Raw genomic sequence first — 24,015 nt, 5'->3', positions numbered from 1 at the left:
GAGGCCACAATAGAGTGGATCAGGACGCACAGGCCATAACAGTTGCCACCACGTAGTGGCGTTCGTCACTGTAGGATATCAGCCAACGGCTGATGCCGCGCTGCTTTGCGACGTCGGCGGCAAAACCGCTCAAGCGCAATTGAGGCGGGGATGCACCATCGGACTCTATGCTGAACTGCTGCCAGCCGATCCCGCGCCCGATTCCTGTGCCCAACGCTTTCACCGCCGCTTCCTTGGCAGCAAAACGCTTGGCCAGAAAACGGGCCGGATCACGTACTTCACGGTATCGCGCCAGTTCCACCGGGCACAGGATACGCTCGGCAAACCGGGGGCGACGCTCTAGCGCCCCGGAGATTCGCTCAATCTCAACAATATCGGTACCCAACCCGACAATCATCGGCGGACCGCATCCCGACGCGCCTGGACCCGGCTCTGCGCCCGATCCATCAGCTCACGCATCTCGACAACCGCCTGCTTGATGCCCACGAACAGCGCGTGCGCGATCAGGCCGTGACCGATATTCAGCTCATGCAGCTCCGGAATCTCAGCCACCTGCTCTACATTGTGGTAGTGCAAACCATGACCGGCATTCACAATCAATCCCAGGTCCCGTGCGCGGCGAGCGCCCTGGCGCAGACGCTCCAACTCGGCCTTTTGTGCTTCGCTATCCTCGGCATCGGCAAAAGCGCCGGTGTGCAGCTCGATGACCGGTGCCTGAGCGCGCGCAGCCGCTTCGATCTGCGCCACATCGGCATCGATAAACAGGGAGACCTCGCATCCTGCTGCCGCCAGACGCTTGCACGCCGCTGCAACAGCATCGAAATTACCGGCCACATCCAGGCCACCTTCAGTCGTCAGCTCCTCGCGTTTCTCCGGAACCAGGCACACATGCTTGGGACGGATCTCCTCAGCGAAGCTCAGCATCTCCTCGGTGACCGCCATCTCCAGATTCATCCGGGTGTTGAGAGTCTGCGCCAGCAGACGCACATCACGCTCCTGTATATGACGTCGGTCTTCACGCAGATGTACCGTGATACCGTCGGCACCGGCCTCTTCAGCCAACAACGCGGCATGGACCGGATCCGGGTAGCGGGTGCCACGGGCCTGACGCAGTGTCGCCACATGATCGATATTCACACCCAGCAAAAGGCGATTCGGGTCGGTCACTTTTCTCTCCTCGATTTAATAAACAGTAAACGGCTGTTAAGCGGCTTATCACCCAGCAGCTCCTGCAGCACCTCTCGCATCAAGCGCTTGGCGGACAAACGGACGTCCGCCTCCCGGTAGTCATCGTTTGCAATCGCCAGCAGGTGGCGGCCGGGAATGCCCTGCCCCCCAGCCACCATCACCAAGCCCTGTTGAGTCTGATAACGATAGTAACGATCATCGATCGCCTGCTCCAACCCGAGATCGAAACCCAGCTCACGCAGCAACTGGCGTTCAAAGGTGCGCAGCGCGCCCTCGAGGTCAACGCCCGCAATCAGCTCGTTAAGCACATATCGATAGTATAGAAACAGTCTTGGGAAGGGTTCGCCCACGGGCAACAGACGCTGCAGCAGCTCGTTCACGTAAAGACCGCACAGCAGTGCACGCCCCTGAAGCGGAGGTTGGATTTCGCTGGTTTCCGCCTGGGACAGGTTTTTCAGTTCCGAGCGCCCCTGCCAGCCCATATGCAATGACTGGAACGGCTGCAGCGTGGCCCTCATGCGCGAACCCGCACGCCGGGCGCCCCGTGCAACAGCGCTGATCTTACCCTGTTCCAGGGTAAAGAGATCCACCAGCAGACTGGTTTCGCGGTAAGGTCGGCTATGAAGAACGTAGGCTGCCGAAGCGTCGACGCGTTGCGCCATCACTCATGCCTGTAACCCAGGCTATGCAGGGCCCGCTCATTATCGGCCCAGCCGCGCTTCACCTTGACCCAGAGATTGAGCATGACTTTGCAGTCGAACATCTGCTCCATATCCTTGCGCGCATCCCGGCCTATCACTTTGAGGACTTCGCCTTTGTGTCCAATGACGATCCGCTTCTGGCCGTCACGCTCCACCAGAATCAGAGCGCTAATGGTCAGCAGCCCTTCGTCGAACTTGAACTCTTCGATCTCCACGGTCGTGCCATAGGGCACCTCTTCGCCCAGGTTACGCATCAGCTTTTCGCGCACCAGTTCAGCGGCCACAAAGCGTGAGCTGCGGTCGGTGACCTGATCTTCCGGATAAAGATGAACACCCTCGGGAATGTAACGCTCTACAGTGGCTTCCAGCGTATCGACGTTATGCCCCTTCTCGGCGGATATGGGCACGATCTCGGCAAAGTTGCCTTTCTGCGCCAGAGATTCCAGCTGAGGCAGCAATTTACTCTTGTCCTTGAGCAGGTCCACCTTGTTCACGGCCAGTATCACCGGACAGCTGGCAAACCTGAGCTTCTCCAGCACCGCCTCATCCTCGTCGGTCCAGGCGGTCCGATCGACCATAAAGACGATCAGGTCCACGTGTCGCAGCGCCTCGCTGGCGGCCTGGTTCATATACCGGTTCAGGGCTTTGCCTTTGTCATCCTGATGTAACCCCGGGGTATCCACGTAGATCACCTGCAGATCCCCCTCGGTTTTAATACCCAAAATCTGATGCCGGGTGGTCTGCGGCTTTTTCGACGTGATACTGAGCTTTTGACCCAGCAGGTGGTTCATCAATGTGGACTTACCCACATTGGGGCGGCCAACGATGGTGACGTAACCACATCGCGTCTGTGAATGCGTGTCGCTCATGCACGACCTCCGCGAGTTTCCAGGGTTTGCAAAGCGGCTCTCGCCGCTTCCTGCTCCGCCTGCCGACGACTGCTACCCACCCCCTCAGTCGGCTGCTCGAGCAGGGCTACCTCGCAGCGGATATGAAAAGTCTGGGCATGGGCCTCGCCATCCACCGAAAGCAGTTCATACTTGGGCAGCGCTTCGCGACGGGACTGCAGAAACTCCTGCAACCGGGTCTTGGAGTCTTTCAGGCTTTCATTCAGATCCAGCGATTTCAGGCGCCCGTCAAACCAGCTAAGGATATAGTGGCGTGCCGTCTCCATGCCGCTATCGAGATAGATTGCGCCGATAATCGCTTCCACCGCATCGGCCAGAATTGAATCACGACGGAACCCGCCGCTTTTCAGCTCGCCGGAGCCCAAACGGAGGTAATCACCGATATCCAGCTCCCGGGCAATCTCGGACAGTGTCTCACCTTTAACCAGACGCGCCCGTAAACGGCTCATCTGTCCTTCACGGGCGGCTGGAAACTGGCTGTAAAGTGCTTCGGCAATGACGAAATTCAGGATGGAGTCCCCCAGGAACTCCAACCGCTCGTTATTACGCTTGCCGCAGCTTCGGTGGGTCAGCGCCAGTTCAAACAGGGCTGGATCAGAAAACGCGTGCCCGAGTCGTCGGGCTAATTCAGCTGTGGGTTTTATCAAGGCTTTACGGCTTCAAAATGCTCTTCAAAATTTACCACGGCGTCGACATTGCCAAACATCGGTACGCGGCGCTCGTATACCAGATCAAAGTAGATCACACCCTCTTTGAGCTCGATCTTCAGTGCATCCTTACTGGGCAGGCTGACCTGGTTAATATGGAGTTTCAAATCGATATCACGACGGATATCGTGAACCTGTTTCTTGATCTCTTCGTCGTCCGTGGCCGCTGTTTCCACCACTGACTTGATTGTGGCGTGGTCCCAGTACGGGGTATAGAGTTTGAACCCGACCGTAAAGAAAATCCCGGCCACAATAATCACCAGCAAGCTGGACAGCAGGGAAGCCCCGCGCTGACTTTTACCGAACCCGCTCATCCCTTTCTCCTTTAGTTTATAGATCGTACAGCCGTGATATCGGGCCAGGAGAAGAACTCCGCCCAATGCAACCAGACAGCAACGGCACGACCAACCAGCAGTTCATCGGGGACCATACCCCAATAGCGGCTATCGTTGCTGTTATCCCGATTATCGCCCATTACGAAGTAGTGTCCATCCGGCACCCGCCATTGAGCATTCAGCGTAGGCCGTCCCACATCCCGATAGATCTCATGGCTGACATCCCCAAGCTGCTCTTCAACCAGTAACTGCTCGGGGTTCAACGGTGGAATCCGGGCCAGCAACTTCTGCCCCTGCGGCTCACCGTTAATGTAAACCACCTTGTCCTTATAGGTCACCAGATCACCGGGGACACCCACAACGCGCTTGATATAGTTAATCGACGGGTTTTTCGGATACTTGAAAACAACCACATCACCACGCTCCGGCGTGTTGTTTTCAACAAACTTGGTATTGAGGACCGGTAAGCGCAGACCGTAGTGGAATTTATTGACCAGAATATAGTCACCGATCTTCAGCGTCGGCAGCATGGATCCGGACGGAATCTCGAAAGGCTCAAACAGAAAAGAGCGCAGCACGAGCACCACCGCCAGCACCGGGAACATGGAGTGCCCGATATCGCCCAGCACGCTCGGCTTCAGCAGCTCCGCCTTGGCACTATCAGGCAGCTCGCCCCCCGCCTGGCGCTGGGCATCCGCTACGCGCTGACGTCGTTTGGGCGCCAGCAGTATCGCATCAAACGCCCATAGCACCCCGGTAATCAGGGTGGCGAGCACCAGAATCAACGCAAAATCAAAATCGGTCGGCATCAGTTATCCACTTTCAGTACCGCAAGGAAGGCATCCTGTGGAATCTCCACCCGGCCGACCTGCTTCATCCGTTTTTTACCCTCTTTCTGTTTCGCCAGCAGCTTCTTCTTGCGGCTTACATCGCCGCCGTAACACTTGGCCAGTACGTTCTTACGCAACGCCTTTACCGTGGTACGGGCGATCACCTTGCCGCCAATCGCTGCCTGGATCGCCACATCGAACATCTGGCGCGGGATCAGCTCCTTCATTTTTTCACAAAGCTGCCGACCTCGGTACTGCGCATTATCCCGGTGCAGGATGACAGCCAATGCATCAACCCGCTCACCGTTAATCAAAATATCCAGGCGTACCAGTTTTGCCGCTTCAAAACGCTGAAAGCTGTATTCCAGGGATGCATAGCCCCGGCTGACCGACTTCAGGCGATCGAAGAAATCGAGAACCACCTCAGCCATCGGCAGTTCATAGTGGAGCTGAACCTGGTTACCGACAAACTGCATGTTCTTCTGAACACCCCGCTTATCGACACACAGGCCAATCACCTGGCCCAGGTGCTCCTGGGGAACCAGGATGTTGGCCTGTACGATCGGCTCGCGCATCTCGCGGATAGAACCCAGATCCGGCAGTTTGGAGGGGCTGTCGATATAGATCGTCTCACCACTCTCCATCTCCAGTTCATAGACAACCGTCGGCGCCGTCGTCACCAGATCCAGATCGTATTCCCGCTCCAGGCGCTCCTGGATAATCTCCATATGGAGCATCCCCAGGAAGCCGCAGCGGAAACCGAAACCCAACGCATCGGAACTTTCCGGCTCGAAGAACAGGGAGGCATCGTTCAGCGTCAGCTTATCCAGCGCCTCACGGAAATCCTCGTAGTCATCGGCACTGGTCGGGAACAGGCCCGCGTAAACCTGCGGCTGCACCTTTTGAAAGCCGGGCAGCATCGGCACATCCGGGGTCTTGGCATGAGTCAGGGTATCGCCCACCGGAGCGCCGTGGATATCCTTGATACCGGCCACGACAAAGCCCACTTCACCGGCCCGTAAAATGCCGGTTTCTTTCTGTTTGGGGGTGAAGATACCCACCAGATCGGCCTGATAGGGCTGACCGGTGGATTTCACCATGATCTTGTCTTTCTTCTTCAGCGTGCCCTGCTTGACACGAACCAGCGAGACAACACCCAGGTAATTATCGAACCAGGAGTCGATAATCAACGCCTGCAGCGGGGCATCCACATCCCCTTCAGGCGCCGGAATGACCTTGATCAGCGCTTCGAGCACATCCTTGACACCAAGACCGGTTTTAGCGGAGCAGGGAATGGCATCGGTTGCATCGATACCGATGACTTCTTCAATCTCCTGACGCACCCGCTCGGGCTCGGCCTGGGGCAGATCCATTTTGTTGAGGATCGGCAGAACCTCCAGACCCTGTTCGATGGCGGTATAACAGTTGGCCACAGACTGGGCTTCAACGCCCTGAGCCGCATCGACCACCAGCAGCGCGCCCTCACAGGCGTAAAGCGAACGTGACACCTCGTAGGAGAAGTCCACATGTCCCGGGGTGTCGATAAAGTTCAGCTGGTAGACTTTGCCGTCGTCGGCAGTGTAATCAAGCGTAACGCTCTGGGCCTTGATGGTAATGCCGCGTTCGCGCTCGATATCCATGGAATCGAGCACCTGCTCGGCCATCTCCCGATCGGTCAGACCTCCACAGGTCTGGATCAGGCGATCCGCCAGCGTGGATTTGCCGTGATCGATGTGCGCAATAATTGAAAAATTACGAATATGGTCCAGCTTGGTCACAATAATGCTACCCGGTTTGAACAGCCGACTGAGAGTCATCGGAATGAATTGAGCGCGCAAGTGTACCGTATTTCCCCGGTTTCAGCACGTTGAGCGCTGATCCACAGGCACAAAAAAGGGGCGTTGCGCCCCTTTTCAGTGTTACTCGCTACCGAGTTTCAACGGAATAAACAGCGGACTGCCGCGCCGAACGATACGCATGGGAACCGAGCGATCCTCCGGCAGCTCTTCGACCACCCGGGCAAACTGATCCACGGTCTCGATCTGCTTGCCGTTAAGCATGGTGATCACATCACCGGAAACCACACCGGCACGGGCACCGGGGCCATCGACCACGTCTGCAACCAGTACACCGGAGCGCACATTCCACTGATCACGCAGGGCTTCGGTCAGGGGTTCGATCTTAAGTCCAAGCCGGTTGGACTGAGCGGCCTGAGGGCCTTCCGACCCGCTACTTGCCTGCTGCTCCTCTTCCGGCAGCAAACCAACCACCACATCCAGGGAGGTCCGTTCACCATCGCGAATCACTTCGACTTTCACCTCAGTGCCAGGCTTCACACGGCCAACCATGTGCGGAAGATCTGAAGACAGCGCGATATCACGGCCATTGAAGCGGGTAATCACATCCCCTTCCAGCAAGCCGGCCGCCTGTGCCGGGCTATCCGGCAACACTTTGGCCACCAGCGCACCGGCCGGTTTTTCCAGACCAAAGGACTCCGCCAGGTCACGGTTCACTTCCTGAATCACGACGCCCAGCCAGCCGCGGGACACATAGCCCTGAGACTTGAGCTGATCCGCCACATCCATGGCCACATCGATGGGAATCGCAAAGGAGAGCCCCATGAAGCCGCCGGAGCGTGTGTAGATCTGGGAGTTGATACCGATCACTTCGCCATCAAGATTGAACAGCGGCCCCCCCGAATTACCCGGGTTGATCGCCACATCGGTCTGGATGAACGGAACGTAGGTCTCGTTGGCCAGCGCCCGCTCCTTGGCACTGACGATGCCCGCAGTAACGGTATGATCGAAGCCAAACGGCGAGCCGATTGCCAGCACCCATTCACCGACTTCCAGTTCCCGGGCTTTACCAATCCGCACCACCGGCAGATCGTCTGCCTCGATCTTGAGCAGCGCCACATCGGAGCGGGCATCGGTACCGATGATTTTCGCTTCCAGTTCACGGCGATCATTGAGTCGCACCATCACCTGATCGGCACCATCCACCACATGGTTATTGGTCAGAATGTAGCCATCCTCGGAAATGATGAAACCCGAACCGAGTGACTCCGGTGCCCGACGAGGGCGCGAGTCAAACTCCGGCATATTGCGGAAAAAATGACGGAATATCTCCGGAATCTGCTCCGAGTCAGGGCCGTTAAACTGCCCCAACGGGCCAGAGCCTTCCGGGTCCATCGACTGCACGGTACTGATGTTGACCACAGCCGGCGAAGACTCTTTAACAAGATCCGTGAAATCCGGTAGCTCAGCCGCCATCGACAGCGGCGCAACCAGCGCCAGCAGCCAGAACAAGAACAACGCTTTACATCGATTAATCATGACCATAGATCGTCTGCACAACCTCTACAGCTTGAACGAATTGAGCCTGATCAGGCTAAACGGAGGAGAATTGGCTGATAACAGCCGGTATCGGAGGCACGCGAACCCAGCGTTTTTGCGCCCACAAAACCCGCCGCCAAACCTGTCAGACCCGCCAGAATCTGAATGCTTTCACTGCTGCCCAAACCTCGGGCGATCACAGCAAACAACACCAAAGTAAACAGTGGTAACAGGTAGACCAGCAGAGAGGCCCGGATCAGGCTTCCCTCCTCCAGACCCACCACAACACGTTCCCCGACCTTGGGCAGCAGTCCGGTGGGATTGAGCACCGTCAATTCCACACTACTGCCAGACATCCAGTCAGACAGCGCACCCTGACCACAGCTCTTTTTTGAACTGCAGGAGCCACAGGCACTCTGCCGACTCGCCTCTACCCAGATATCACCACCCTCAACACGGGAAACCTGCACCACTTCTTCGATCATCGCACTACCTGACCTGTTCGACGTTGCTCGCTATCCGATCGGCAATCATCAGCGGCACATCACCCACCACTGTGACAAATCGATCGCCCTGTTGACGACCAACTGCAAGAAGTCCGCCAGAGCGAGCCACACCGGCCGGGGAGCGCTGGTAACCCAACTCCTCGACAGTAACCGAGAAAGTAGCCTGACCATCGGAGAACATCATCACCTCACCGTGCGGCAGCAACTCATGACGTACCGGCTTATAGCCCTCCGGCAGCCAGGTACTGCGCCAGCGCGGCTGATTGACGCTAACCAGCTGCCGGTGCTGATCAATGTAATCGTTAAGCCCCTGAGACAGGCGAATAACCTCGGCGCTACCCGCCTCACTGCGATTGCCGGCCGGCGCCACGCGGTCACCAAAGCCGGTACGCACCAGATCTGCCGAAGCAGTAGCAGGCATGGACGGATATTGAATTTGTGGGTTTTGCGACGACTGCGCCAGCTCCGACGAGGCAGGCTCGCCCACCGGCGCAAAATTGTTGGCCCCGAAGATCACAATCGCGGTGACCGAAGCCGCCACTGCCATGCTGGCAAGGGTACGGCGCACGCCCGAAAGGCGCTCGACCACAGAGGGTGCTGACCGGGTCGCTGCTGCCGGCTGCTCGAGACCATGGGCCGGCTCCTCTGCCAGCGCCAGACTGAGCCGTTCACTCAGGTCCATGTCATGACGGGCCAGGGCCTCGCCCTGCATCACCGAGCGCGCCAGGTGGTAGCGGCGCCAGGTTTGACCCAGAGCCGGATCGTCATCCACCTGTTGCAGAAGACGCCGAGTCTCAAAATCACTGGTCTCGCCATCCATCAGAGCCGACAGGCTTTCCTTACACTCACTCATGACTGTTTCCTCAATATGAAACGCATTCGCGGATAAATCACACCACAGATGAACTGTCTTTTCGTTTTTATGGCCGTTGAAGCTGCTCGGCTTTTCAGCACGTTTCCAGCACTCAGTTTTCCATCAACGGCTGAATCTCTCGGTCGATCGCCTCACGCGCCCGGAAGATTCGCGAGCGCACGGTGCCGATGGGGCAATCCATGATGCTGGCGATATCCTCGTAGCTCATCCCTTCAAACTCGCGCAGGGTCAGCGCCACACGCAGGTCCTCCGGCAGCTGGTTGAGCGCATCACGCACGACGCGCTCCAGCTCATCGCGATACAGACTGTTTTCCGGCGTTTCGATCTCTTTGAGCTCGCTATCGCCTTCAAAATAGTGCGCATCGGCCACATCCACATCGGTATCCGGCGGGCGACGTCCCCGCGCCACCAGATGATTCTTGGCTGTATTGATCGCGATGCGGTACAACCACGTGTAGAACGCGCTCTCACCACGAAAGTTGGGCAGTGCCCGATACGCTTTGATAAACGCTTCCTGAGCGACATCCAGCGCTTCGCTGTGATCATAAACATAGCGGCCAATCAGCCCAATAATCTTGTGCTGATACTGTTTCACCAGCAGATCGAATGCGCGTTTATCGCCCGCCTGCACCCGTTCTACCAGTTTTTGGTCCGCCGCGGCCTGACTCTCGTTCGCCACACAGAATCCTTTACATTACATCTAGCTTTTTACCTGCGCCGCCATGGCGCATCGACTGCTGAAAAGTATGTGGTCCACTGCTAACGCATTGCAACAAGAATCCCTGACCGGCGATGACTAATGGCTATGAGTTTGCCGCTCCGTCGAAGTTCCGCGACGTTGTGAAATTTTTGGCTTTGCCGGCGCAGTGGTATGCTTTCCGCCTAAATACTAAAACTTTCGTCTAAAAGGGTAGGATACCGCATGCGTGAGGTGGATGTTCTTATTATCGGTAGCGGCGCTGCGGGCCTCACACTGGCCCTGAACCTGCCCCCCCGCACCCGAATCTGCATCTTGAGCAAAAGTACGCCCGACAACGGCTCCACCTGGTATGCACAGGGCGGAATCGCGGCGGTACTGGATAATGAAGACAGCATCGAGTCTCACATCGACGATACGCTGGTGGCCGGGAGTGCCCTGAGTAAACCGGACGCGGTAGAACACACCGTAGCCGGTGGGCGCGAAGGGATCGACTGGCTGATTGAACAAGGCGTTCCCTTTACCCGCGAGGAGGACCACTATCACCTCACCCAAGAGGGCGGTCACTCCCACCGACGGATCATTCACGCCAACGATGCCACCGGCGAAGCCGTGGGCGAAACGCTGATCCAGCGTGTGCAGGCCGCCGCCAATATCGAACTCTGCGAACACCATATCGCCATCGATCTGATTACCCGCAGCAAACTGCGCCTGGGTAACAACCGCTGTGTCGGTGCTTACGTGCTTAATGCGCACACTGGCCATGTGGAGGTGATCAAGGCACAACAGGTAGTGCTGGCCACCGGCGGCGCCTCCAAAACTTACCTTTATACCAGCAACCCCGATGGCGCCACCGGGGATGGCATCGCCATGGCCTGGCGTGCCGGCTGCCGGGTGGCGAACCTGGAATTCAACCAGTTTCACCCCACCTGCCTGTTCCACCCCAAGGCGAAGTCATTCCTGATCTCCGAAGCGGTTCGCGGTGAGGGCGGTATTCTGCGGCTACCCGACGGCACCCGTTTTATGCCTAACTTTGACGAGCGTGCGGAGCTCGCTCCCCGCGACATCGTAGCGCGCACTATCGACCACGAGATGAAGCGCCTGGGCCTGGAATATGTCTATCTGGATATTTCGCACCGTCCGGCGGAGTTCATTAAGGCCCATTTCCCGACCATCTACGAACGCTGTCTCAGCTACGGCATCGATATGACACGGGAGCCGATCCCGGTGGTACCGGCGGCCCATTACACCTGCGGCGGCGTTATGACCGACCTGGCCGGACGCACCGACCTGCCCGGTCTATACGCCATCGGTGAAACCGCCTACACCGGGCTGCACGGCGCCAACCGGCTGGCCTCCAACTCGCTGCTGGAGTGTGTCGTCTACGGCCGTTCCGCAGCCCTGGCGATCGCCGACGCTTTACAGGAAACCCTGCCTCCCCTGCCCCAGGTCCCCGCCTGGGACGAATCTCAGGTCACCGATTCCGACGAGGATGTGATCATTGCCCATAACTGGGAAGAGTTACGTCGCTTCATGTGGGATTACGTGGGCATTGTCAGAACCAACAAACGGTTGCAGCGGGCACAGCACCGGGTCGATCTGCTGCAACAGGAGATCACCGAATACTACAGCAACTATAAGGTCAGCCGGGATCTGATCGAACTGCGCAATCTGGCCACGGTAGCGGAGTTGATTATCCGCTCGGCGCTGCTGCGCAAGGAAAGCCGCGGGCTGCATTACACACTGGATTATCCCGAAACCGGCCCTGAACTGCAGGATACCATCCTGGCGCCGATCAACTACCCCTGGCCGGAAGCGTCTCGCTGAGGCTCAACAACCGGTGGCGCCCAACTGAGAACTACGCTCAGCCGGCGCCACTGATCCGCACTCACCTGGTCGCGGCAAAGCATCACCCAGACCGGACGCGTTTGGTTCAACAGTTTAAGATTGACCGCGATTAGCCAGGGTGTGATGCGCACTTCACGGATCTGGTCCACGGTGAAAGCATCGGTGAGTGTTAAAACCCGGTACTCACGCTGATCCGGCATCAACCGCAACCCCTGAATGGGCGCATCAGCGATACGGTTGACCGCACCTCGAACCGCACCCACCGTTAACAGTACACAGAGCACGCCAATGGCGGCCAGTTTGGCCCAGGGCTGCAGCCCCGAAACCAGGACTGCCGTGATTGCCGCCAGCGCAATACTCCAAGCGATTACCGCCCAGCGGCGGCCTGGCTTAAACCGTATCTCAAGCGGGCTGAACCCGTTTGAGAATGATGTCGACGATGCGCGCAAGATCCGGGTCCTTCGGTGTGTCACGCTGCATGAACCAGATAAACAGATCCTGGTCCTCGCACTCGAGCAGTTTTACAAAGCGATCCTGATCATCCGGTTCCAGATCGCGAAACGCCTCTTCGACGAAGGGGACAAAGAGCACATCGAGCTCCAGCATCCCACGCCGACTCTGCCAGGCCAGTCGCCTGATATCTTCTTCGCTATACATGTTCACTCCTGTTAAGGGCACAGTCTCGCCGGGGTGCTATTTAACAGGCTTTGGCCGTTATCTGCCAGTGACAGTGATCATCAGAGCAGGTCTTTCAGACGGTGATAGAGCATACCCAGCGCCAGCAGTGGAGAGCGCAGGGCCGGCCCACCCGGGAAGGTCATATGTTTAACCGAAGCGAAGATATCAAAGCGCGCTCCATCTCCCTGGATATAATCAGCCAGAATCCGGGCCGCCATATGCGTGGCGTTAACACCATGTCCCGCATACGCCTGCGCAAAAAGGATATTGGGCGAGCCGGTCAGGCTGCCCACCTGGGGCAGGCGGTTGGCACCAATACCGATCATTCCACCCCACTCATAGTCGATTCGCACCGACTGAAGTTGCGGAAATACACGCTCCAGGTTGGGCTTGAGCGCCGCGGTAATATCCTTGGGATCTCGGCCGGAGTAGTTGCACAACCCCCCAAACAGCAGACGCCGGTCAGCAGACAAATGATAGTAGTCCAAGGCCACGCTGAGATCAGCGAACGCCATATTTTCTGGGATTAGCTGACGAGCGACCGCTTCGTCCAGCGGCTCGGTGGCGATCATATAGCTGCCGGCGGGCAGCACTTTCCCGCCCAGTTCCGGCTCCAGTGAGTGGCCGATATAGGCGTTACCGCAGAGTACGAGGTAGTTGCAGGTCACCTTGCCGCGTGGCGTTTCGACCTGGGGCCGCTCCCCTTTGATGATCCGTTGTGCCGGGGAATACTCGAACAGTTTCACACCCGCTTCACGTGCCGCGCGAGCCTCGCCCAGTACCAGATTCAACGGATGCAGATGCCCGCTTCCCATATCGACCATGCCCCCGATATAGCGGTCAGAGCCAACCACCTGATGCATCTGATCACGCTGCAGAATTCGGGTTTCATGGCGGTAGCCGATTCCCTCCAGGAAGCGTTGATCCTCCTCCAGCTCCCGCATATGCCGCTGTTTCAGCGCCAGGTCACAGTAGCCCATCTGCAGATCACACTCGATTTGATAGCGTGCCACGCGCTCGCGCACGATCTCCACCGCTTCAACCCCCATGCGACCGATGGCGTCTACCCCGTCCTGTCCGATATCCTTGGCGAACTGTTCAACGCCATGACCGATACCCCGGATCAGCTCACCGCCATTTCGCCCCGAAGCGCCCCATCCGATACGCTTGGCTTCCAGAAGTGCCACGCTGTAGCCGCGTTCGGCCAGCTCCAGCGCCGTATTCACGCCACTGAAGCCGCCGCCGACAACACAGACATCCACATCCAGCTCTTCTTCAAGCCGAGGGTGCTCCGTCACCTCGCGCGCTGTCGCCACGTAGAAAGAATCGGGGTAGCGTTCGCTGTGAACCGGGCTTTTCATGGTGGGCTCCCTATTATCTGTCCATTAAATTTTACAGGTGTTCAATATTTTGCTTTCAATCGCTTATAATAACGTTTTCGCCTGCTGAGCTGTCATCAAACGGCGCAGCCAATCGGAGGCTCGACACCCCTTGGATATCGGTGCCACGCTTAAAACCGTACGCAAGGCCCGGGGCCTGTCTCAGCGAGAGCTGGCAAAGCGCGCCGGGGTAACCAACAGCACCATTTCCATGATCGAGAAAAACAGCGTCAGCCCCTCGGTCAGCTCACTGGAAAAGGTGCTCTCCGGCATTCCGCTGTCGCTGCCGGAGTTCTTCGCGTCTGCCAGTTCCAACGGCTCTGGACCCAAAACCGTCTACCTGGCCGATGAGCTGCCGGATGTGGGCCACGAAGGCGTCATCCGCCAGCTGGTGGGGGCCGACCTGCCCTTCCGTTCACTGACCCTGATCAATCACCACTATCCGCCCCAAAGCGGGCCCAGCCGCTTTCAACAGCGGGATGGCGAGTTAGCCGGAATTATCATCGAGGGGCGTCTGGAGCTCAGTATCGATCAGGAGCGCCACACCCTGGGTCCCGGTGACTGCTTTTACATGGAAAGTGATCGTCCTCACCGGTTACGCAACCCTTTCGATCAACCCTGCCGCCTGGTTAGCGCCTCGACGCGAACCGGCACCGGCTAATGCCGATCACGGCATCGGCTGCTGCTGGGTAATGCAGTGTATGTTGCCACCGCCGAGCAGGATCTCCCGCCCCGGAACCACCACCACCCGACGTTGCGGGTAGAGCTGTTCCATGAGTTGCCGGGCCGGCTCATCGGCCGGATCATCGAACGACGGCATAATCACCCCGCCGTTGACCAGCAGATAATTGACATAGGAGCCTGCCAGCCTCACCTCGGGCTCCCGGGGCTGACTGGTCAGGCTGCTATCAACCCCGTCACACTCGTCAGGCGTTGCATGAATCGGCCCCGGTATCGGCATTTTATGGACCGTTAATGCACGCCCCTTGGCATCGGTTGAACCTTCCAGCACCGACAGAGCCGCATGGCAGCGGTCATAGTTCGGATCCGCAGGGTCATCGGTCCAGGCCAGCATCACCTCAGTGGGACCGACAAAACAGCAGAAATTATCCACATGACCGTCGGTTTCATCGTTGTAGAGGCCCTCGGGTAACCAGATGACCTTGGATACCCCCAGGTTTTGATCCAGTATCTGCTCGATCTGTTCACGACTCAGGTGCGGGTTACGGTTCGGGTTTAACAGGCACTCCTCGGTGGTCAGCAGGGTCCCCTCGCCATCCACATGGATCGATCCGCCTTCAAGCACAAAACCCTCGGTTCGATAGCGTGAAACACGTTCCATAGCGGCCACTTTCCCCGCCACCTGGTCATCCAGATCCCAGGGTTGATAAAGGCCGCCGTCGAGCCCGCCCCAGGCGTTGAAGGTCCAGTCGATCGCCCGGAGCTCGCGCCCGTTGGTCACAAAGGTGGGGCCTACATCACGCATCCAGGCGTCGTTGCTGGAGAGCTCCACCACACGAATCGCCGGGTCAGCCAACCGATAGCAGGCATTCTCGTACTGCGCCTGACTGACGCCTACCGTCACCGGCTCAAACCCGGCAATCGCCCGGGCTACGGCGGCAAACGCCTGTTGCGCCGGTTTCCCGCCGTTGCGCCAGTTATCGGGGCGCTCCGGCCACAGCATCCAGATCTGCTGTTGTGGTTCCCATTCCGCAGGCATACGGAATCCATCCCGGGCCGGCAGGGTTGTCAGGGGCTTCATACCGTTTTCTCCTGTATCTTGCCATCCAGCGTGCCCAGCGCGCCGTAGAGTTCGGGACGGCGGTCGCGGAAGACGCCCCAACCGCTGCGGACAGCCTCGATCTTATCCAGATCGAAGCTGTGTACCAGCACCGCTTCGGCACTTCGGTCCGCTTCGGCTACCTTCGCGCCATGGGCGTCGGCGATAAAGGATGATCCGTAGAAGGTGGTTTCAATCTCCTCCTCACACTCCACACCGATTCGGTTGGAGGCGATCACCGGTGTCAGATTTGCGGCAGCGTGGCCCTGCTGGGTGCGCTGCCAATGATCCCGGGAATCCAGTGTCGGATCCTGAGGCTCACTGCCGATGGCCGTGGGATAAAAGATCAGCTCCGCCCCCATCAACGCCAGCGAGCGAGCCGTTTCCGGGAACCACTGATCCCAGCAGATACCCACACCGATTTTGGCATAGTGCGTTTGCCATACCCGAAATCCGCTGTCGCCCGGGGAGAAATAGAACTTTTCACTGTAGCCCGGGCCATCGGGGATATGACTTTTGCGATAAACACCGGGTAGCACGGTGCCATCGGCATCGATCACCACCAGCGAATTGAAACGCGCCTGACCCGCGTGCTCGTAAAAGCTGATTGGAAGAACCACCTCCAGTTCGGCCGCCAACCGGGCAAAATGGCGGACCGCCGGATTGTCTTCCACACGCGTTGCCAGCTGCAGGTATTCCGCCTTCTGCTTCTTGCAGAAATAGGGAGTCTCGAACAACTCCTGCAGCAGAATGATCTGTGCTCCCTCATCCCGGGCCTGTCGCACCAGACGTTCGGCGCGTTCGATATTCTCTTGCCGGTTTTCACCGCAGGCCATCTGCGTGGCAGCAACAGTCACAATCCGGGACATGGGGTCCTCCTTCAGTTGTTAGACGGTATGCAGGTACCAGGAGTATTCGAGATCGGAGATGGTGCGCTCAAACTCCGTCAGTTCGCTCTCCTTACAGGCGATAAAAACATCCAGAAACTCACTGCCCAGGTATTCGTTCATCACCGGTGATGCAGCCAGGGCGCGCAGCGCGTCGCGCAGGTTGTTGGGCAGCGTCGGGTCGAACTGATCGTAGGCATTGCCGCTCACCGGAGCCGGTGGTTCGATGCGGTTGGAAATTCCGTAATGCATGGCTGATAACATGGCCGCCATCATCAGATAGGGGTTCGCATCGGTACCCGCCACCCGGTGCTCGATCCGCGTCGCTTTAGGGTCACCACCGGGAATACGCAGTGCCGTGGTGCGGTTTTCGATACCCCAGGTTGCGGCCATGGGTACGAAAAACTCGGGGCTGAAACGACGATAGGAGTTGATATGGGGACAGAGAATCGCGAAATACTGATCCAGCGTCTCCAGCATACCGCCCAGAGCCCAGCGCAACATATCGTTGGGCTCCTCCCCCTCCTCCATGGCAAAGATATTGTTACCCTTGTCATCCACCAGACTGATATGCAGATGCATGCCATTGCCCGCCTGGTCGGCGTAGGGCTTGGCCATGAAGGTGGTATCCATCTCATGGTCGTAAGCCACACTTTTGATGACACGGCGCAGCAGAGTAGCGTTATCACAGGAGCGCACCGGATCATCCACATGCATCAGGTTGATCTCGAACTGCCCCGGCGCCGACTCGGCGACGATGGTATCGGCAGGCAGGTTCTGGGCCCGGGCGGTGGTAATCACATCCATAAGCAAATCGGTGTACTCATCCAGTTCATCGATGGAGTAAACCTGGACACTTTCCGGGCGCTTGCCCGAAATGGGCGAGCGTGGTGGCTGCGGACGGCCGGATACGTTCTCCTGGTCAATCAGGTAGAACTCCAGCTCAAATGCGGTCACCGGCGTTAATCCCAACTCTTTGAACTTCCTGACGATGCTTTTCAGTATCATGCGCGGATCTGCAAAGAACGGGGTTTCACGGTCCTCATACATTGACATCAGACACTGGGCAATGGGCCGCGCCTGCCAGGGCTCCATGGCAAGTGTACCCGGCACCGGCAGACAGATTCGGTCGGAATCCCCGATCTCCAGCCCCAACCCGGTTTCCTCCACCGTGGTGCCCTGGATATTCAACCCATAGAGCGATGCGGGCAGCGCCACGCCGCTGGTAAACGCCTTCTTCAGAGCCGACCGGTCAATCCGCTTTCCGCGCACAATACCGTTCATATCGGCGATCAGCAGATCAACAAACTGCAGATCCGGATGCTGCTCCATAAACGCCTGGGCCTCATCCAGGCTGGGAAGATCCACATCCTCAGAACTTAGATTACTCATCGAACGCACCCGTATATGTAAATAATTTCAATCAGTTATAAAACAGAAAGATGCGGAGGCTCGAGGCAACAGCTGATTACCCGCCGACCATATATGCACCATATGTGCACCCTTGAATCCACACCCGCACCAGAGTGATGCTTTACGATTCTGATTTAAAAGAATTTTTCGGGATATACCACCCAGGGGGTATTGTTGATGATCAGCGTCCGGCGGGATTATGGATCTATCGTCATATGTAAAAAATAGCGAACACCGTGTTGAGCCATTCAGGCACTAAAAAAACAACGCGGTCGGTTCAAACCCAACAGGACAGATATCATGGAAGCGGAGCTAGAACGCTGGCTGAAAGAACAGGGCATCACCGAGGTGGAGTGCGTGGTCAGCGACCTGACCGGCATCGCCCGAGGCAAGATCTCACCGGTGGATAAATTTATCGCCGAAAAAGGGATGCGATTGCCGGAGAGTATTCTGCTGCAAACGGTCACCGGAGACTATGTTGAAGATGACCTCTACTATGCACTTCTCCACCCCGCCGATATCGACTTCATCTGTAAACCCGATCCACAAGCTGCCTACCTGATTCCCTGGACCCTGGAAAAAACCGCGCTGGTAATTCATGACACCTACGACCGTCATGGCAACCCAATCGCCCTCTCACCGCGCAATGTATTGAAAAAGGTACTCGCTCTCTATGCGGAGAAAGGCTGGCAACCGATCGTGGCACCGGAGATGGAGTTCTACCTGACCGCCCGTTCAGCCGATCCTGACCTGCCGCTGCAACCGCCTATTGGCCGTTCCGGCCTGCGCGAGAGCGGTCGTCAATCCTTCTCTATCGATGCCGCCAACGAATACGATCCGCTGTTCGAGGATATGTATGACTGGTGCGAAGCTCAGGGGCTGGATATCGATACCCTGATCCATGAGGAAGGCACCGCGCAGATGGAGATAAACTTCCTCCATGGGAATCCGCTGCAGGTGGCTGACCAGGTGTTCGTGTTCAAGCGCACGTTGCGCGAAGCGGCTTTAAAACACAATGTTATAGCCACATTCATGGCCAAACCCGTGACCAACGAACCCGGCAGCGCCATGCATATTCACCAGAGTATTCTCGACGCCCAGGGCAACAATGTCTTCTCTACAGCGGACGGTGGTAAAAGCGATCTGTTCCTCAGCCATATTGCCGGGCTACAGCGCTACATCCCCAGCCTGATCCCGATGTTTGCACCCAACGTCAATTCATTCCGTCGTTTTCTGCCAGACACCTCGGCACCGGTTAACGTGGAGTGGGGTGACGAGAACCGCACCTGCGGCCTGCGCGTGCCGGTCTCCTCGGCCGCCAATCAGCGCGTGGAAAATCGCCTGGCCGGCGCTGACGCCAATGTATATCTGGCGATCGCCGCAAGTTTGCTGTGCGGATACATCGGCATGATCGAGGGCCTGACCCCCACCGCTCCGGTAGAGGGCCGTGCCTATGAGCGCCGCAGCCTCCGACTGCCCCTTACGCTGGAAGCCGCTAACGAGCAGATGGAGCAGTGCCCGGTGATCCGCAGCTACCTCGGCGACCTGTTCGTGGATGGCTATATCGCAACCCGGCGTGCCGAGATGGAAAACTTCAAACGGGTAATCAGCTCCTGGGAACGGGAATTCCTGCTGGTTACCGTCTAACAAAAAATCAAAACAGAACTCAGGTTTCCGCCCACAACAGTAATAAGAAGGAGCCACACATGAGTCAATGCAGTCCCCCTCGAGGCCACCCTGAAACGGGTCGGCATGGTCCGGTAATCGAACCCGACCGGCAAACGATAACCCCGGGCACAGAGCCCGGTGCACAGACATTCCGGTAACTACGGACATCTACCACTGAGGAGGCAACATGAAGCCATCGATTCGTAAAACACTACTGGCCGTCACCCTGGGCGCATTGACCTGTACCGGTGTTCAGGCTGAAGAAAAAACCCTGCATGTTTACAACTGGTCGGACTACATCGCCGAAGACACGCTGGCGAACTTCGAGAAGGAGACCGGGATCAAGGTCGTCTACGACGTATTCGACAGCAACGAAGTACTGGAAGCAAAACTGCTCTCCGGGCACTCCGGCTACGATGTAGTCGTACCCTCCAACAGCTTCCTGGCCAAGCAGATCCGTGCCGGAATTTTCATGGAGCTGGACCGCAGCCAGTTGTCCAACTGGGATAACCTGGATCCAACGCTGCTGAAACCGCTGCAGGCCGCCGACCCGGGTAATAACCATGCCTTCCCCTACCTCTGGGGCACCACCGGTATCGGTTACAACGTGGACAAGGTGAAAGAAGCGCTGGGTGTGGACAAGATCGACTCCTGGGCGGTGGTGTTTGAGCCGGAAAACCTGGCCAAACTCGAATCCTGCGGTGTTTCCCTGCTCGACGCACCGAGCGAGATCATTCCGGCCGCACTGAACTACCTGGGCGAAGACCCCAACCCCACCAGCCGCGATGCCGTAAAGAAAGCGGAAGACGTACTGATGGCGATCCGTCCTCATGTGCGTTACTTCCACTCCTCCAAGTACATCACCGATCTGGCCAACGGCGACATCTGCCTGGCGGTAGGCTGGTCCGGCGATATCCTGCAGGCTGAAGCCCGCGCAATCGAAGCTGATAACGGTGTCAACGTGGCCTACAGCATCCCCAAAGAGGGGGCGGGTACCTTCTTCGACATGCTGGCGATTCCGGCCGACTCCAAGAACAAGGAAGCCGCCCACGCATTCCTGAACTACCTGCTTGAACCCGCCGTTATCGCGGAGATCACCAACTACGTGGCCTACCCCAACGGCAATGCGGAAGCGACCCCACTGGTTGACGAAGCGATTCGCAACAACCCGGGCATCTACCCAAGCAAGGAAACCAGCGAGAAGCTTTACACCTTTGCTGACCTGGATCCCAAGGTAATCCGCGCCATGACTCGCACCTGGACCCGGGTTAAATCGGGCCAGTAAACCGGTGCGGCGCCGCACTCCAGGCGGCGCCGCCTGTTGACCAAGCATCACCAAGCACCGGATCGAACCGTTGAAAACGATCCCGTATTCCGTTTTGGAGAGTATTCATGGCCGCTTTAGAAGCCACCGCCGCCTCGCAGACCACCACCGAGACCAAGGAGATTCTGAGGATCGAGGGTGTCAGCAAACTGTTTGAAGAGGTCCGCGCCGTTGACGACGTTTCACTGAACATCAACCGGGGAGAGATCTTTGCGCTCCTTGGAGGCTCAGGCTCGGGTAAATCCACACTGTTGCGCATGCTGGCCGGATTTGAGAAACCCTCCCAGGGGCGCATCTATCTGGATGGGGAAGATATCACCGACCTCCCCCCCTACGAGCGCCCCATCAACATGATGTTTCAGTCCTATGCGCTCTTCCCGCATATGACCGTGGCCCAGAATATCGCTTTCGGGCTCAAACGGGACAAACTGCCCAAGGCGGAAGTCGAGGCCCGGGTGGATGAGATGCTGGGGCTGGTGGACATGAAAAAATACGCCAAGCGCAAGCCGCATCAGCTGTCCGGTGGACAGCGCCAGCGTGTTGCCCTGGCCCGTTCTCTCGCCAAACGCCCCAAGCTGCTGTTACTCGATGAGCCCATGGGCGCACTGGATAAAAAACTGCGCACGCGGATGCAGCTGGAAGTGGTCGAGATCCTGGAGCGCGTGGGCGTGACCTGCGTCATGGTGACCCACGATCAGGAAGAGGCGATGACCATGGCCGCTCGCATCGCCATCATGGATGAGGGCTGGATCGCGCAGATAGGCAGCCCGATGGATATCTACGAAAGCCCGAACAGCCGGATGATTGCCGAGTTCGTCGGCTCCGTGAATCTGTTTGAGGGCGATATCGTGGCCGATGAGACCGACCACGCCATCATCCAGTCGCCCGCGATCCCGCAACCCTTCTATGTCAGCCACGGTGTCTCCACCAACGTGGAAAACAAGCATGTCTGGCTGGCCGTCCGGCCCGAGAAAACACTGATCAGCCGCGAACAACCCCAAGACCAGTACAACTGGGCGCTGGGCAAGGTGCATGACATCGCCTACCTGGGCGGTTTCTCCGTGTTCTACATCGAACTGGAGGGCGGTCAGATCGTCCAGAGCATACTGGCCAACCGGGAGCGCCGCGCTGACTACCCCACCTGGGAGGAGTCGGTGTATGTGAGCTGGGAAGCGAGCAGCGGGGTGGTATTGCGCTCATGAAAAAACTGACCTGGAAGAAGCCCAACGGGCGCATTCTGACGATCGGTGTGCCCTACCTCTGGCTGCTGCTGTTTTTCGCACTGCCGTTTCTGATCGTCCTCAAGATCAGCCTCTCCAACATGGCGATTGCCATACCGCCCTACGAGAGCCTGGTCAGTTATGTCGACGAGATGCTGCAGATCTCGCTGAACCTGGGCAACTACCTGCTGTTGCTCGACGACTCCCTCTATGTAGCGGCCTATATCAACTCGCTGAAGATCGCCTTTTTCTCAACGCTGGGCTGTCTGCTGCTGGGTTACCCCATGGCCTACGCCATGGCGCGCTCCTCCGGGCGAGCGCAGACTATTCTGTTGCTGCTGATCATGCTGCCCTCCTGGACCTCATTCCTGATCCGGGTGTACGCCTGGATGGGTCTGATCAGCGACACCGGCCTGATCAATAATTTTCTGCTCTGGCTGGGTGTAATCGATTCCCCCCTGCGAATCATGAATACCGATATTGCGGTTTATATCGGCATTATCTATGCCTACCTGCCGTTCATGGTACTGCCGCTCTACGCCAACCTGGTCAAGCTCGATAACAGCCTGCTCGAAGCGGCAGCGGATCTGGGCTCACGCAGCCTGCATACCTTCTGGACTGTCACCCTGCCCCTGTCCAAGGGCGGCATCATCGCCGGCTCCATGCTGGTGTTTATTCCGGCGGTGGGTGAATTCGTGATTCCGGAGCTACTGGGTGGCCCCAACTCCCTGATGATCGGCAAGATTCTCTGGCAGGAGTTCTTCAATAACCGGGACTGGCCGGTAGCCGCAGCACTCGCAATCGTCATGCTGGCCCTGCTGATCATACCGATCTCCCTGTTCCACCGTTATCAGTCGCGCTCCATGGAGGCCGAATCGTGAAAAAGCCCTCCTTTTCAACCGTAATGCTCTGGATCGGCCTGCTGTTCCTCTACGTGCCGATGCTGATCCTGGTGATCTACTCCTTCAACGCGTCCAAGCTGGTAACGGTCTGGGGTGGCTGGTCGTTCAAATGGTATGGCGAGCTGCTGCAGAACAAGCAGATTCTGGGATCGGTCTGGACCAGCCTGGTGATCGCCTTCTACAGCGCCACCATGTCGGTGGTTCTGGGCACCATGGCGGCGTTCGTCATGACCCGTTTCCGTCACTCCTGGAGCAAGATGACCCTCTCCAACATGATCACCGCACCACTGGTTATGCCGGAGGTGATCACCGGTCTCTCCCTGCTGCTGCTGTTCGTGCATATGGCGGACTTTATCGGTTGGCCCATGGAGCGCGGCATGACCACGGTCTGGATCGCGCACTCCACCTTCTGTGCCGCCTATGTGGCGGTGGTGGTTTCATCACGTCTGCGTGAGATGGACCGTTCCGTGGAGGAAGCGGCCATGGATCTGGGCGCAACACCCCTGCAATCTTTCTTTCTGATCACCATCCCGGTGATCGCGCCCTCACTGATTGCGGGTTGGCTGCTGGCGTTCAGTCTGTCGCTGGATGACCTGGTTATCGCCAGCTTTACCTCGGGCCCGGGCTCCACCACGCTGCCGATGGTGGTGTTCTCCTCGGTACGCCTGGGGGTATCGCCGGAGATCAACGCCCTGGCCACACTGATTATCCTGGCGGTGTCTCTGGTGGCGTTTATCGCCTGGTACCTTGCGCGGCGCTCGGACCGCAAACAGAAGGCCACAATCGAAGGCTAGAAATGGAGTAAAAGAAAACGCGGCGGCTGTGGCTCGGTGAT

25 protein-coding genes are annotated in these 24,015 nt (G+C 57.8%); 7 read left to right on the top strand and 18 right to left on the bottom strand.

Going from position 1 to position 24,015, the window contains the following annotated elements; translation table 11 throughout:
- Positions 1-19: 19 nt before the first annotated feature.
- From acpS to rpoE, 12 genes are all read right to left on the bottom strand, one after another.
- Positions 20-397 carry a holo-ACP synthase gene (gene acpS, locus G403_RS0104095; RefSeq protein ID WP_027852865.1) on the bottom strand — a complete coding sequence of 126 codons (378 nt, stop codon included), beginning with the start codon at positions 395-397 and terminating at the stop codon, positions 20-22.
- Positions 394-1,167, bottom strand: a complete 774-nt coding sequence (gene pdxJ, locus G403_RS0104090; RefSeq protein ID WP_027852864.1) for a pyridoxine 5'-phosphate synthase — start codon at positions 1,165-1,167, stop codon at positions 394-396. The genes acpS and pdxJ overlap by 4 nt, the downstream gene beginning before the upstream one ends.
- Positions 1,164-1,850, bottom strand: a complete 687-nt coding sequence (recO, locus tag G403_RS0104085) for a DNA repair protein RecO (RefSeq protein ID WP_027852863.1) — start codon at positions 1,848-1,850, stop codon at positions 1,164-1,166. Before recO ends, pdxJ begins: the two co-directional genes overlap by 4 nt.
- Entirely contained in the window at positions 1,850-2,758 is a 909-nt protein-coding gene (era, locus tag G403_RS0104080; RefSeq protein WP_027852862.1) for a GTPase Era, read from the bottom strand. Before era ends, recO begins: the two co-directional genes overlap by 1 nt.
- The gene (gene rnc, locus G403_RS0104075) at positions 2,755-3,444 is read right to left on the bottom strand and encodes a ribonuclease III (RefSeq protein WP_027852861.1); all 690 of its coding nucleotides are present in this window, start codon (positions 3,442-3,444) and stop codon (positions 2,755-2,757) included. The genes era and rnc overlap by 4 nt, the downstream gene beginning before the upstream one ends.
- The gene (locus tag G403_RS0104070) at positions 3,441-3,818 is read right to left on the bottom strand and encodes a DUF4845 domain-containing protein (RefSeq protein WP_027852860.1); all 378 of its coding nucleotides are present in this window, start codon (positions 3,816-3,818) and stop codon (positions 3,441-3,443) included. The genes rnc and G403_RS0104070 overlap by 4 nt, the downstream gene beginning before the upstream one ends.
- 11 nt (positions 3,819-3,829) lie before the next feature.
- A complete protein-coding gene (gene lepB, locus G403_RS0104065; protein WP_036232468.1) occupies positions 3,830-4,648 on the bottom strand; it encodes a signal peptidase I in 819 nt (272 codons plus the stop codon).
- The gene (gene lepA, locus G403_RS0104060) at positions 4,648-6,486 is read right to left on the bottom strand and encodes a translation elongation factor 4 (RefSeq protein ID WP_211232641.1); all 1,839 of its coding nucleotides are present in this window, start codon (positions 6,484-6,486) and stop codon (positions 4,648-4,650) included. The genes lepB and lepA overlap by 1 nt, the downstream gene beginning before the upstream one ends.
- Positions 6,487-6,588: 102 nt before the next feature.
- Positions 6,589-8,010 carry a DegQ family serine endoprotease gene (locus G403_RS0104055; protein ID WP_027852857.1) on the bottom strand — a complete coding sequence of 474 codons (1,422 nt, stop codon included), beginning with the start codon at positions 8,008-8,010 and terminating at the stop codon, positions 6,589-6,591.
- A 44-nt stretch (positions 8,011-8,054) separates the two neighbouring features.
- Complete coding sequence (locus G403_RS0104050; RefSeq protein ID WP_027852856.1) at positions 8,055-8,489, bottom strand: SoxR reducing system RseC family protein; 435 nt, start codon at positions 8,487-8,489, stop codon at positions 8,055-8,057.
- A gap of 4 nt (positions 8,490-8,493) precedes the next feature.
- Positions 8,494-9,363: a MucB/RseB C-terminal domain-containing protein gene (locus tag G403_RS24325; protein WP_051298516.1), complete on the bottom strand. Its 870-nt coding sequence runs from the start codon at positions 9,361-9,363 to the stop codon at positions 8,494-8,496.
- Between the two features lie 112 nt (positions 9,364-9,475).
- On the bottom strand, positions 9,476-10,063 hold the full coding sequence (rpoE, locus tag G403_RS0104040; RefSeq protein WP_027852855.1) for an RNA polymerase sigma factor RpoE: 588 nt from the start codon (positions 10,061-10,063) through the stop codon (positions 9,476-9,478).
- A 243-nt stretch (positions 10,064-10,306) separates the two neighbouring features.
- Here rpoE and nadB point away from each other — a divergent pair, with 243 nt between their 5' ends.
- Positions 10,307-11,908 carry an L-aspartate oxidase gene (gene nadB, locus G403_RS0104035; RefSeq protein ID WP_027852854.1) on the top strand — a complete coding sequence of 534 codons (1,602 nt, stop codon included), beginning with the start codon at positions 10,307-10,309 and terminating at the stop codon, positions 11,906-11,908.
- Here the strand turns inward: nadB and G403_RS0104030 are convergent.
- The 3 genes from G403_RS0104030 to G403_RS0104020 all read right to left on the bottom strand — a co-directional run bounded on the left by G403_RS0104030 (position 11,881) and on the right by G403_RS0104020 (position 13,968).
- Positions 11,881-12,378, bottom strand: coding sequence for a protein YgfX (locus G403_RS0104030; protein WP_027852853.1), 498 nt, complete (start codon positions 12,376-12,378; stop codon positions 11,881-11,883). The two genes, nadB and G403_RS0104030, sit on opposite strands and share 28 nt — an antisense overlap.
- Positions 12,332-12,586, bottom strand: a complete 255-nt coding sequence (locus G403_RS0104025) for an FAD assembly factor SdhE (RefSeq protein ID WP_027852852.1) — start codon at positions 12,584-12,586, stop codon at positions 12,332-12,334. The genes G403_RS0104030 and G403_RS0104025 overlap by 47 nt, the downstream gene beginning before the upstream one ends.
- A gap of 80 nt (positions 12,587-12,666) precedes the next feature.
- Positions 12,667-13,968 carry an NAD(P)/FAD-dependent oxidoreductase gene (locus G403_RS0104020; protein WP_027852851.1) on the bottom strand — a complete coding sequence of 434 codons (1,302 nt, stop codon included), beginning with the start codon at positions 13,966-13,968 and terminating at the stop codon, positions 12,667-12,669.
- A gap of 130 nt (positions 13,969-14,098) precedes the next feature.
- Here G403_RS0104020 and G403_RS0104015 point away from each other — a divergent pair, with 130 nt between their 5' ends.
- Positions 14,099-14,647, top strand: a complete 549-nt coding sequence (locus tag G403_RS0104015) for a helix-turn-helix domain-containing protein (RefSeq protein WP_027852850.1) — start codon at positions 14,099-14,101, stop codon at positions 14,645-14,647.
- A 6-nt stretch (positions 14,648-14,653) separates the two neighbouring features.
- On the opposite strand, the gene aguA is transcribed toward G403_RS0104015, so the two are convergent.
- Genes aguA through G403_RS0104000 form a run of 3 tightly spaced genes read right to left on the bottom strand, consistent with a single transcriptional unit; the run spans position 14,654 to position 18,045 of the window.
- Positions 14,654-15,748, bottom strand: coding sequence for an agmatine deiminase (gene aguA, locus G403_RS0104010; protein WP_027852849.1), 1,095 nt, complete (start codon positions 15,746-15,748; stop codon positions 14,654-14,656).
- Positions 15,745-16,635, bottom strand: a complete 891-nt coding sequence (gene aguB, locus G403_RS0104005) for an N-carbamoylputrescine amidase (RefSeq protein WP_027852848.1) — start codon at positions 16,633-16,635, stop codon at positions 15,745-15,747. Before aguB ends, aguA begins: the two co-directional genes overlap by 4 nt.
- 18 nt (positions 16,636-16,653) lie before the next feature.
- Positions 16,654-18,045 (bottom strand): glutamine synthetase family protein, encoded by a 1,392-nt coding sequence (locus G403_RS0104000; RefSeq protein WP_051298514.1) that lies wholly within the window; start codon positions 18,043-18,045, stop codon positions 16,654-16,656.
- Between the two features lie 321 nt (positions 18,046-18,366).
- On the opposite strand from G403_RS0104000, the gene G403_RS0103995 reads away from it, so the two are divergent.
- The 5 genes from G403_RS0103995 to G403_RS0103975 all read left to right on the top strand — a co-directional run bounded on the left by G403_RS0103995 (position 18,367) and on the right by G403_RS0103975 (position 23,974).
- Entirely contained in the window at positions 18,367-19,713 is a 1,347-nt protein-coding gene (locus tag G403_RS0103995; protein WP_027852846.1) for a glutamine synthetase family protein, read from the top strand.
- Positions 19,714-19,921: 208 nt separating this feature from the next.
- Complete coding sequence (locus tag G403_RS0103990) at positions 19,922-21,019, top strand: extracellular solute-binding protein (RefSeq protein WP_027852845.1); 1,098 nt, start codon at positions 19,922-19,924, stop codon at positions 21,017-21,019.
- Between the two features lie 107 nt (positions 21,020-21,126).
- On the top strand, positions 21,127-22,260 hold the full coding sequence (gene potA, locus G403_RS0103985) for a polyamine ABC transporter ATP-binding protein (RefSeq protein ID WP_027852844.1): 1,134 nt from the start codon (positions 21,127-21,129) through the stop codon (positions 22,258-22,260).
- A complete protein-coding gene (locus G403_RS0103980) occupies positions 22,257-23,159 on the top strand; it encodes an ABC transporter permease subunit (protein WP_051298513.1) in 903 nt (300 codons plus the stop codon). The genes potA and G403_RS0103980 overlap by 4 nt, the downstream gene beginning before the upstream one ends.
- Positions 23,160-23,182: 23 nt before the next feature.
- Positions 23,183-23,974, top strand: a complete 792-nt coding sequence (locus G403_RS0103975) for an ABC transporter permease subunit (protein WP_211232640.1) — start codon at positions 23,183-23,185, stop codon at positions 23,972-23,974.
- Positions 23,975-24,015: the final 41 nt, after the last annotated feature.

The sequence above is a fragment of the Marinobacterium litorale DSM 23545 genome (genome assembly GCF_000428985.1).
GTDB classification, from domain to species: domain Bacteria; phylum Pseudomonadota; class Gammaproteobacteria; order Pseudomonadales; family Balneatricaceae; genus Marinobacterium_D; species Marinobacterium_D litorale.
The sequence above is the reverse complement of the archived record's forward strand: the minus strand, read 5'-3'. Positions and strand labels throughout refer to the sequence as shown.

What these genes read in the sequence shown, in the direction of transcription:
- acpS (WP_027852865.1), bottom strand. Translation starts at nt 397, where the DNA reads ATGATTGTCGGGTTGGGTACCGATATTGTTGAGATTGAGCGAATCTCC.
- recO (WP_027852863.1), bottom strand. Translation starts at nt 1,850, where the DNA reads ATGGCGCAACGCGTCGACGCTTCGGCAGCCTACGTTCTTCATAGCCGA.
- era (WP_027852862.1), bottom strand. Translation starts at nt 2,758, where the DNA reads ATGAGCGACACGCATTCACAGACGCGATGTGGTTACGTCACCATCGTT.
- G403_RS0104070 (WP_027852860.1), bottom strand. Translation starts at nt 3,818, where the DNA reads ATGAGCGGGTTCGGTAAAAGTCAGCGCGGGGCTTCCCTGCTGTCCAGC.
- lepB (WP_036232468.1), bottom strand. Translation starts at nt 4,648, where the DNA reads ATGCCGACCGATTTTGATTTTGCGTTGATTCTGGTGCTCGCCACCCTG.
- lepA (WP_211232641.1), bottom strand. Translation starts at nt 6,486, where the DNA reads ATGACTCTCAGTCGGCTGTTCAAACCGGGTAGCATTATTGTGACCAAG.
- G403_RS0104055 (WP_027852857.1), bottom strand. Translation starts at nt 8,010, where the DNA reads ATGGTCATGATTAATCGATGTAAAGCGTTGTTCTTGTTCTGGCTGCTG.
- G403_RS0104050 (WP_027852856.1), bottom strand. Translation starts at nt 8,489, where the DNA reads ATGATCGAAGAAGTGGTGCAGGTTTCCCGTGTTGAGGGTGGTGATATC.
- G403_RS24325 (WP_051298516.1), bottom strand. Translation starts at nt 9,363, where the DNA reads ATGAGTGAGTGTAAGGAAAGCCTGTCGGCTCTGATGGATGGCGAGACC.
- nadB (WP_027852854.1), top strand. Translation starts at nt 10,307, where the DNA reads ATGCGTGAGGTGGATGTTCTTATTATCGGTAGCGGCGCTGCGGGCCTC.
- G403_RS0104025 (WP_027852852.1), bottom strand. Translation starts at nt 12,586, where the DNA reads ATGTATAGCGAAGAAGATATCAGGCGACTGGCCTGGCAGAGTCGGCGT.
- G403_RS0104020 (WP_027852851.1), bottom strand. Translation starts at nt 13,968, where the DNA reads ATGAAAAGCCCGGTTCACAGCGAACGCTACCCCGATTCTTTCTACGTG.
- aguA (WP_027852849.1), bottom strand. Translation starts at nt 15,748, where the DNA reads ATGAAGCCCCTGACAACCCTGCCGGCCCGGGATGGATTCCGTATGCCT.
- aguB (WP_027852848.1), bottom strand. Translation starts at nt 16,635, where the DNA reads ATGTCCCGGATTGTGACTGTTGCTGCCACGCAGATGGCCTGCGGTGAA.
- G403_RS0104000 (WP_051298514.1), bottom strand. Translation starts at nt 18,045, where the DNA reads ATGAGTAATCTAAGTTCTGAGGATGTGGATCTTCCCAGCCTGGATGAG.
- G403_RS0103995 (WP_027852846.1), top strand. Translation starts at nt 18,367, where the DNA reads ATGGAAGCGGAGCTAGAACGCTGGCTGAAAGAACAGGGCATCACCGAG.
- G403_RS0103990 (WP_027852845.1), top strand. Translation starts at nt 19,922, where the DNA reads ATGAAGCCATCGATTCGTAAAACACTACTGGCCGTCACCCTGGGCGCA.
- potA (WP_027852844.1), top strand. Translation starts at nt 21,127, where the DNA reads ATGGCCGCTTTAGAAGCCACCGCCGCCTCGCAGACCACCACCGAGACC.
- G403_RS0103980 (WP_051298513.1), top strand. Translation starts at nt 22,257, where the DNA reads ATGAAAAAACTGACCTGGAAGAAGCCCAACGGGCGCATTCTGACGATC.
- G403_RS0103975 (WP_211232640.1), top strand. Translation starts at nt 23,183, where the DNA reads ATGCTCTGGATCGGCCTGCTGTTCCTCTACGTGCCGATGCTGATCCTG.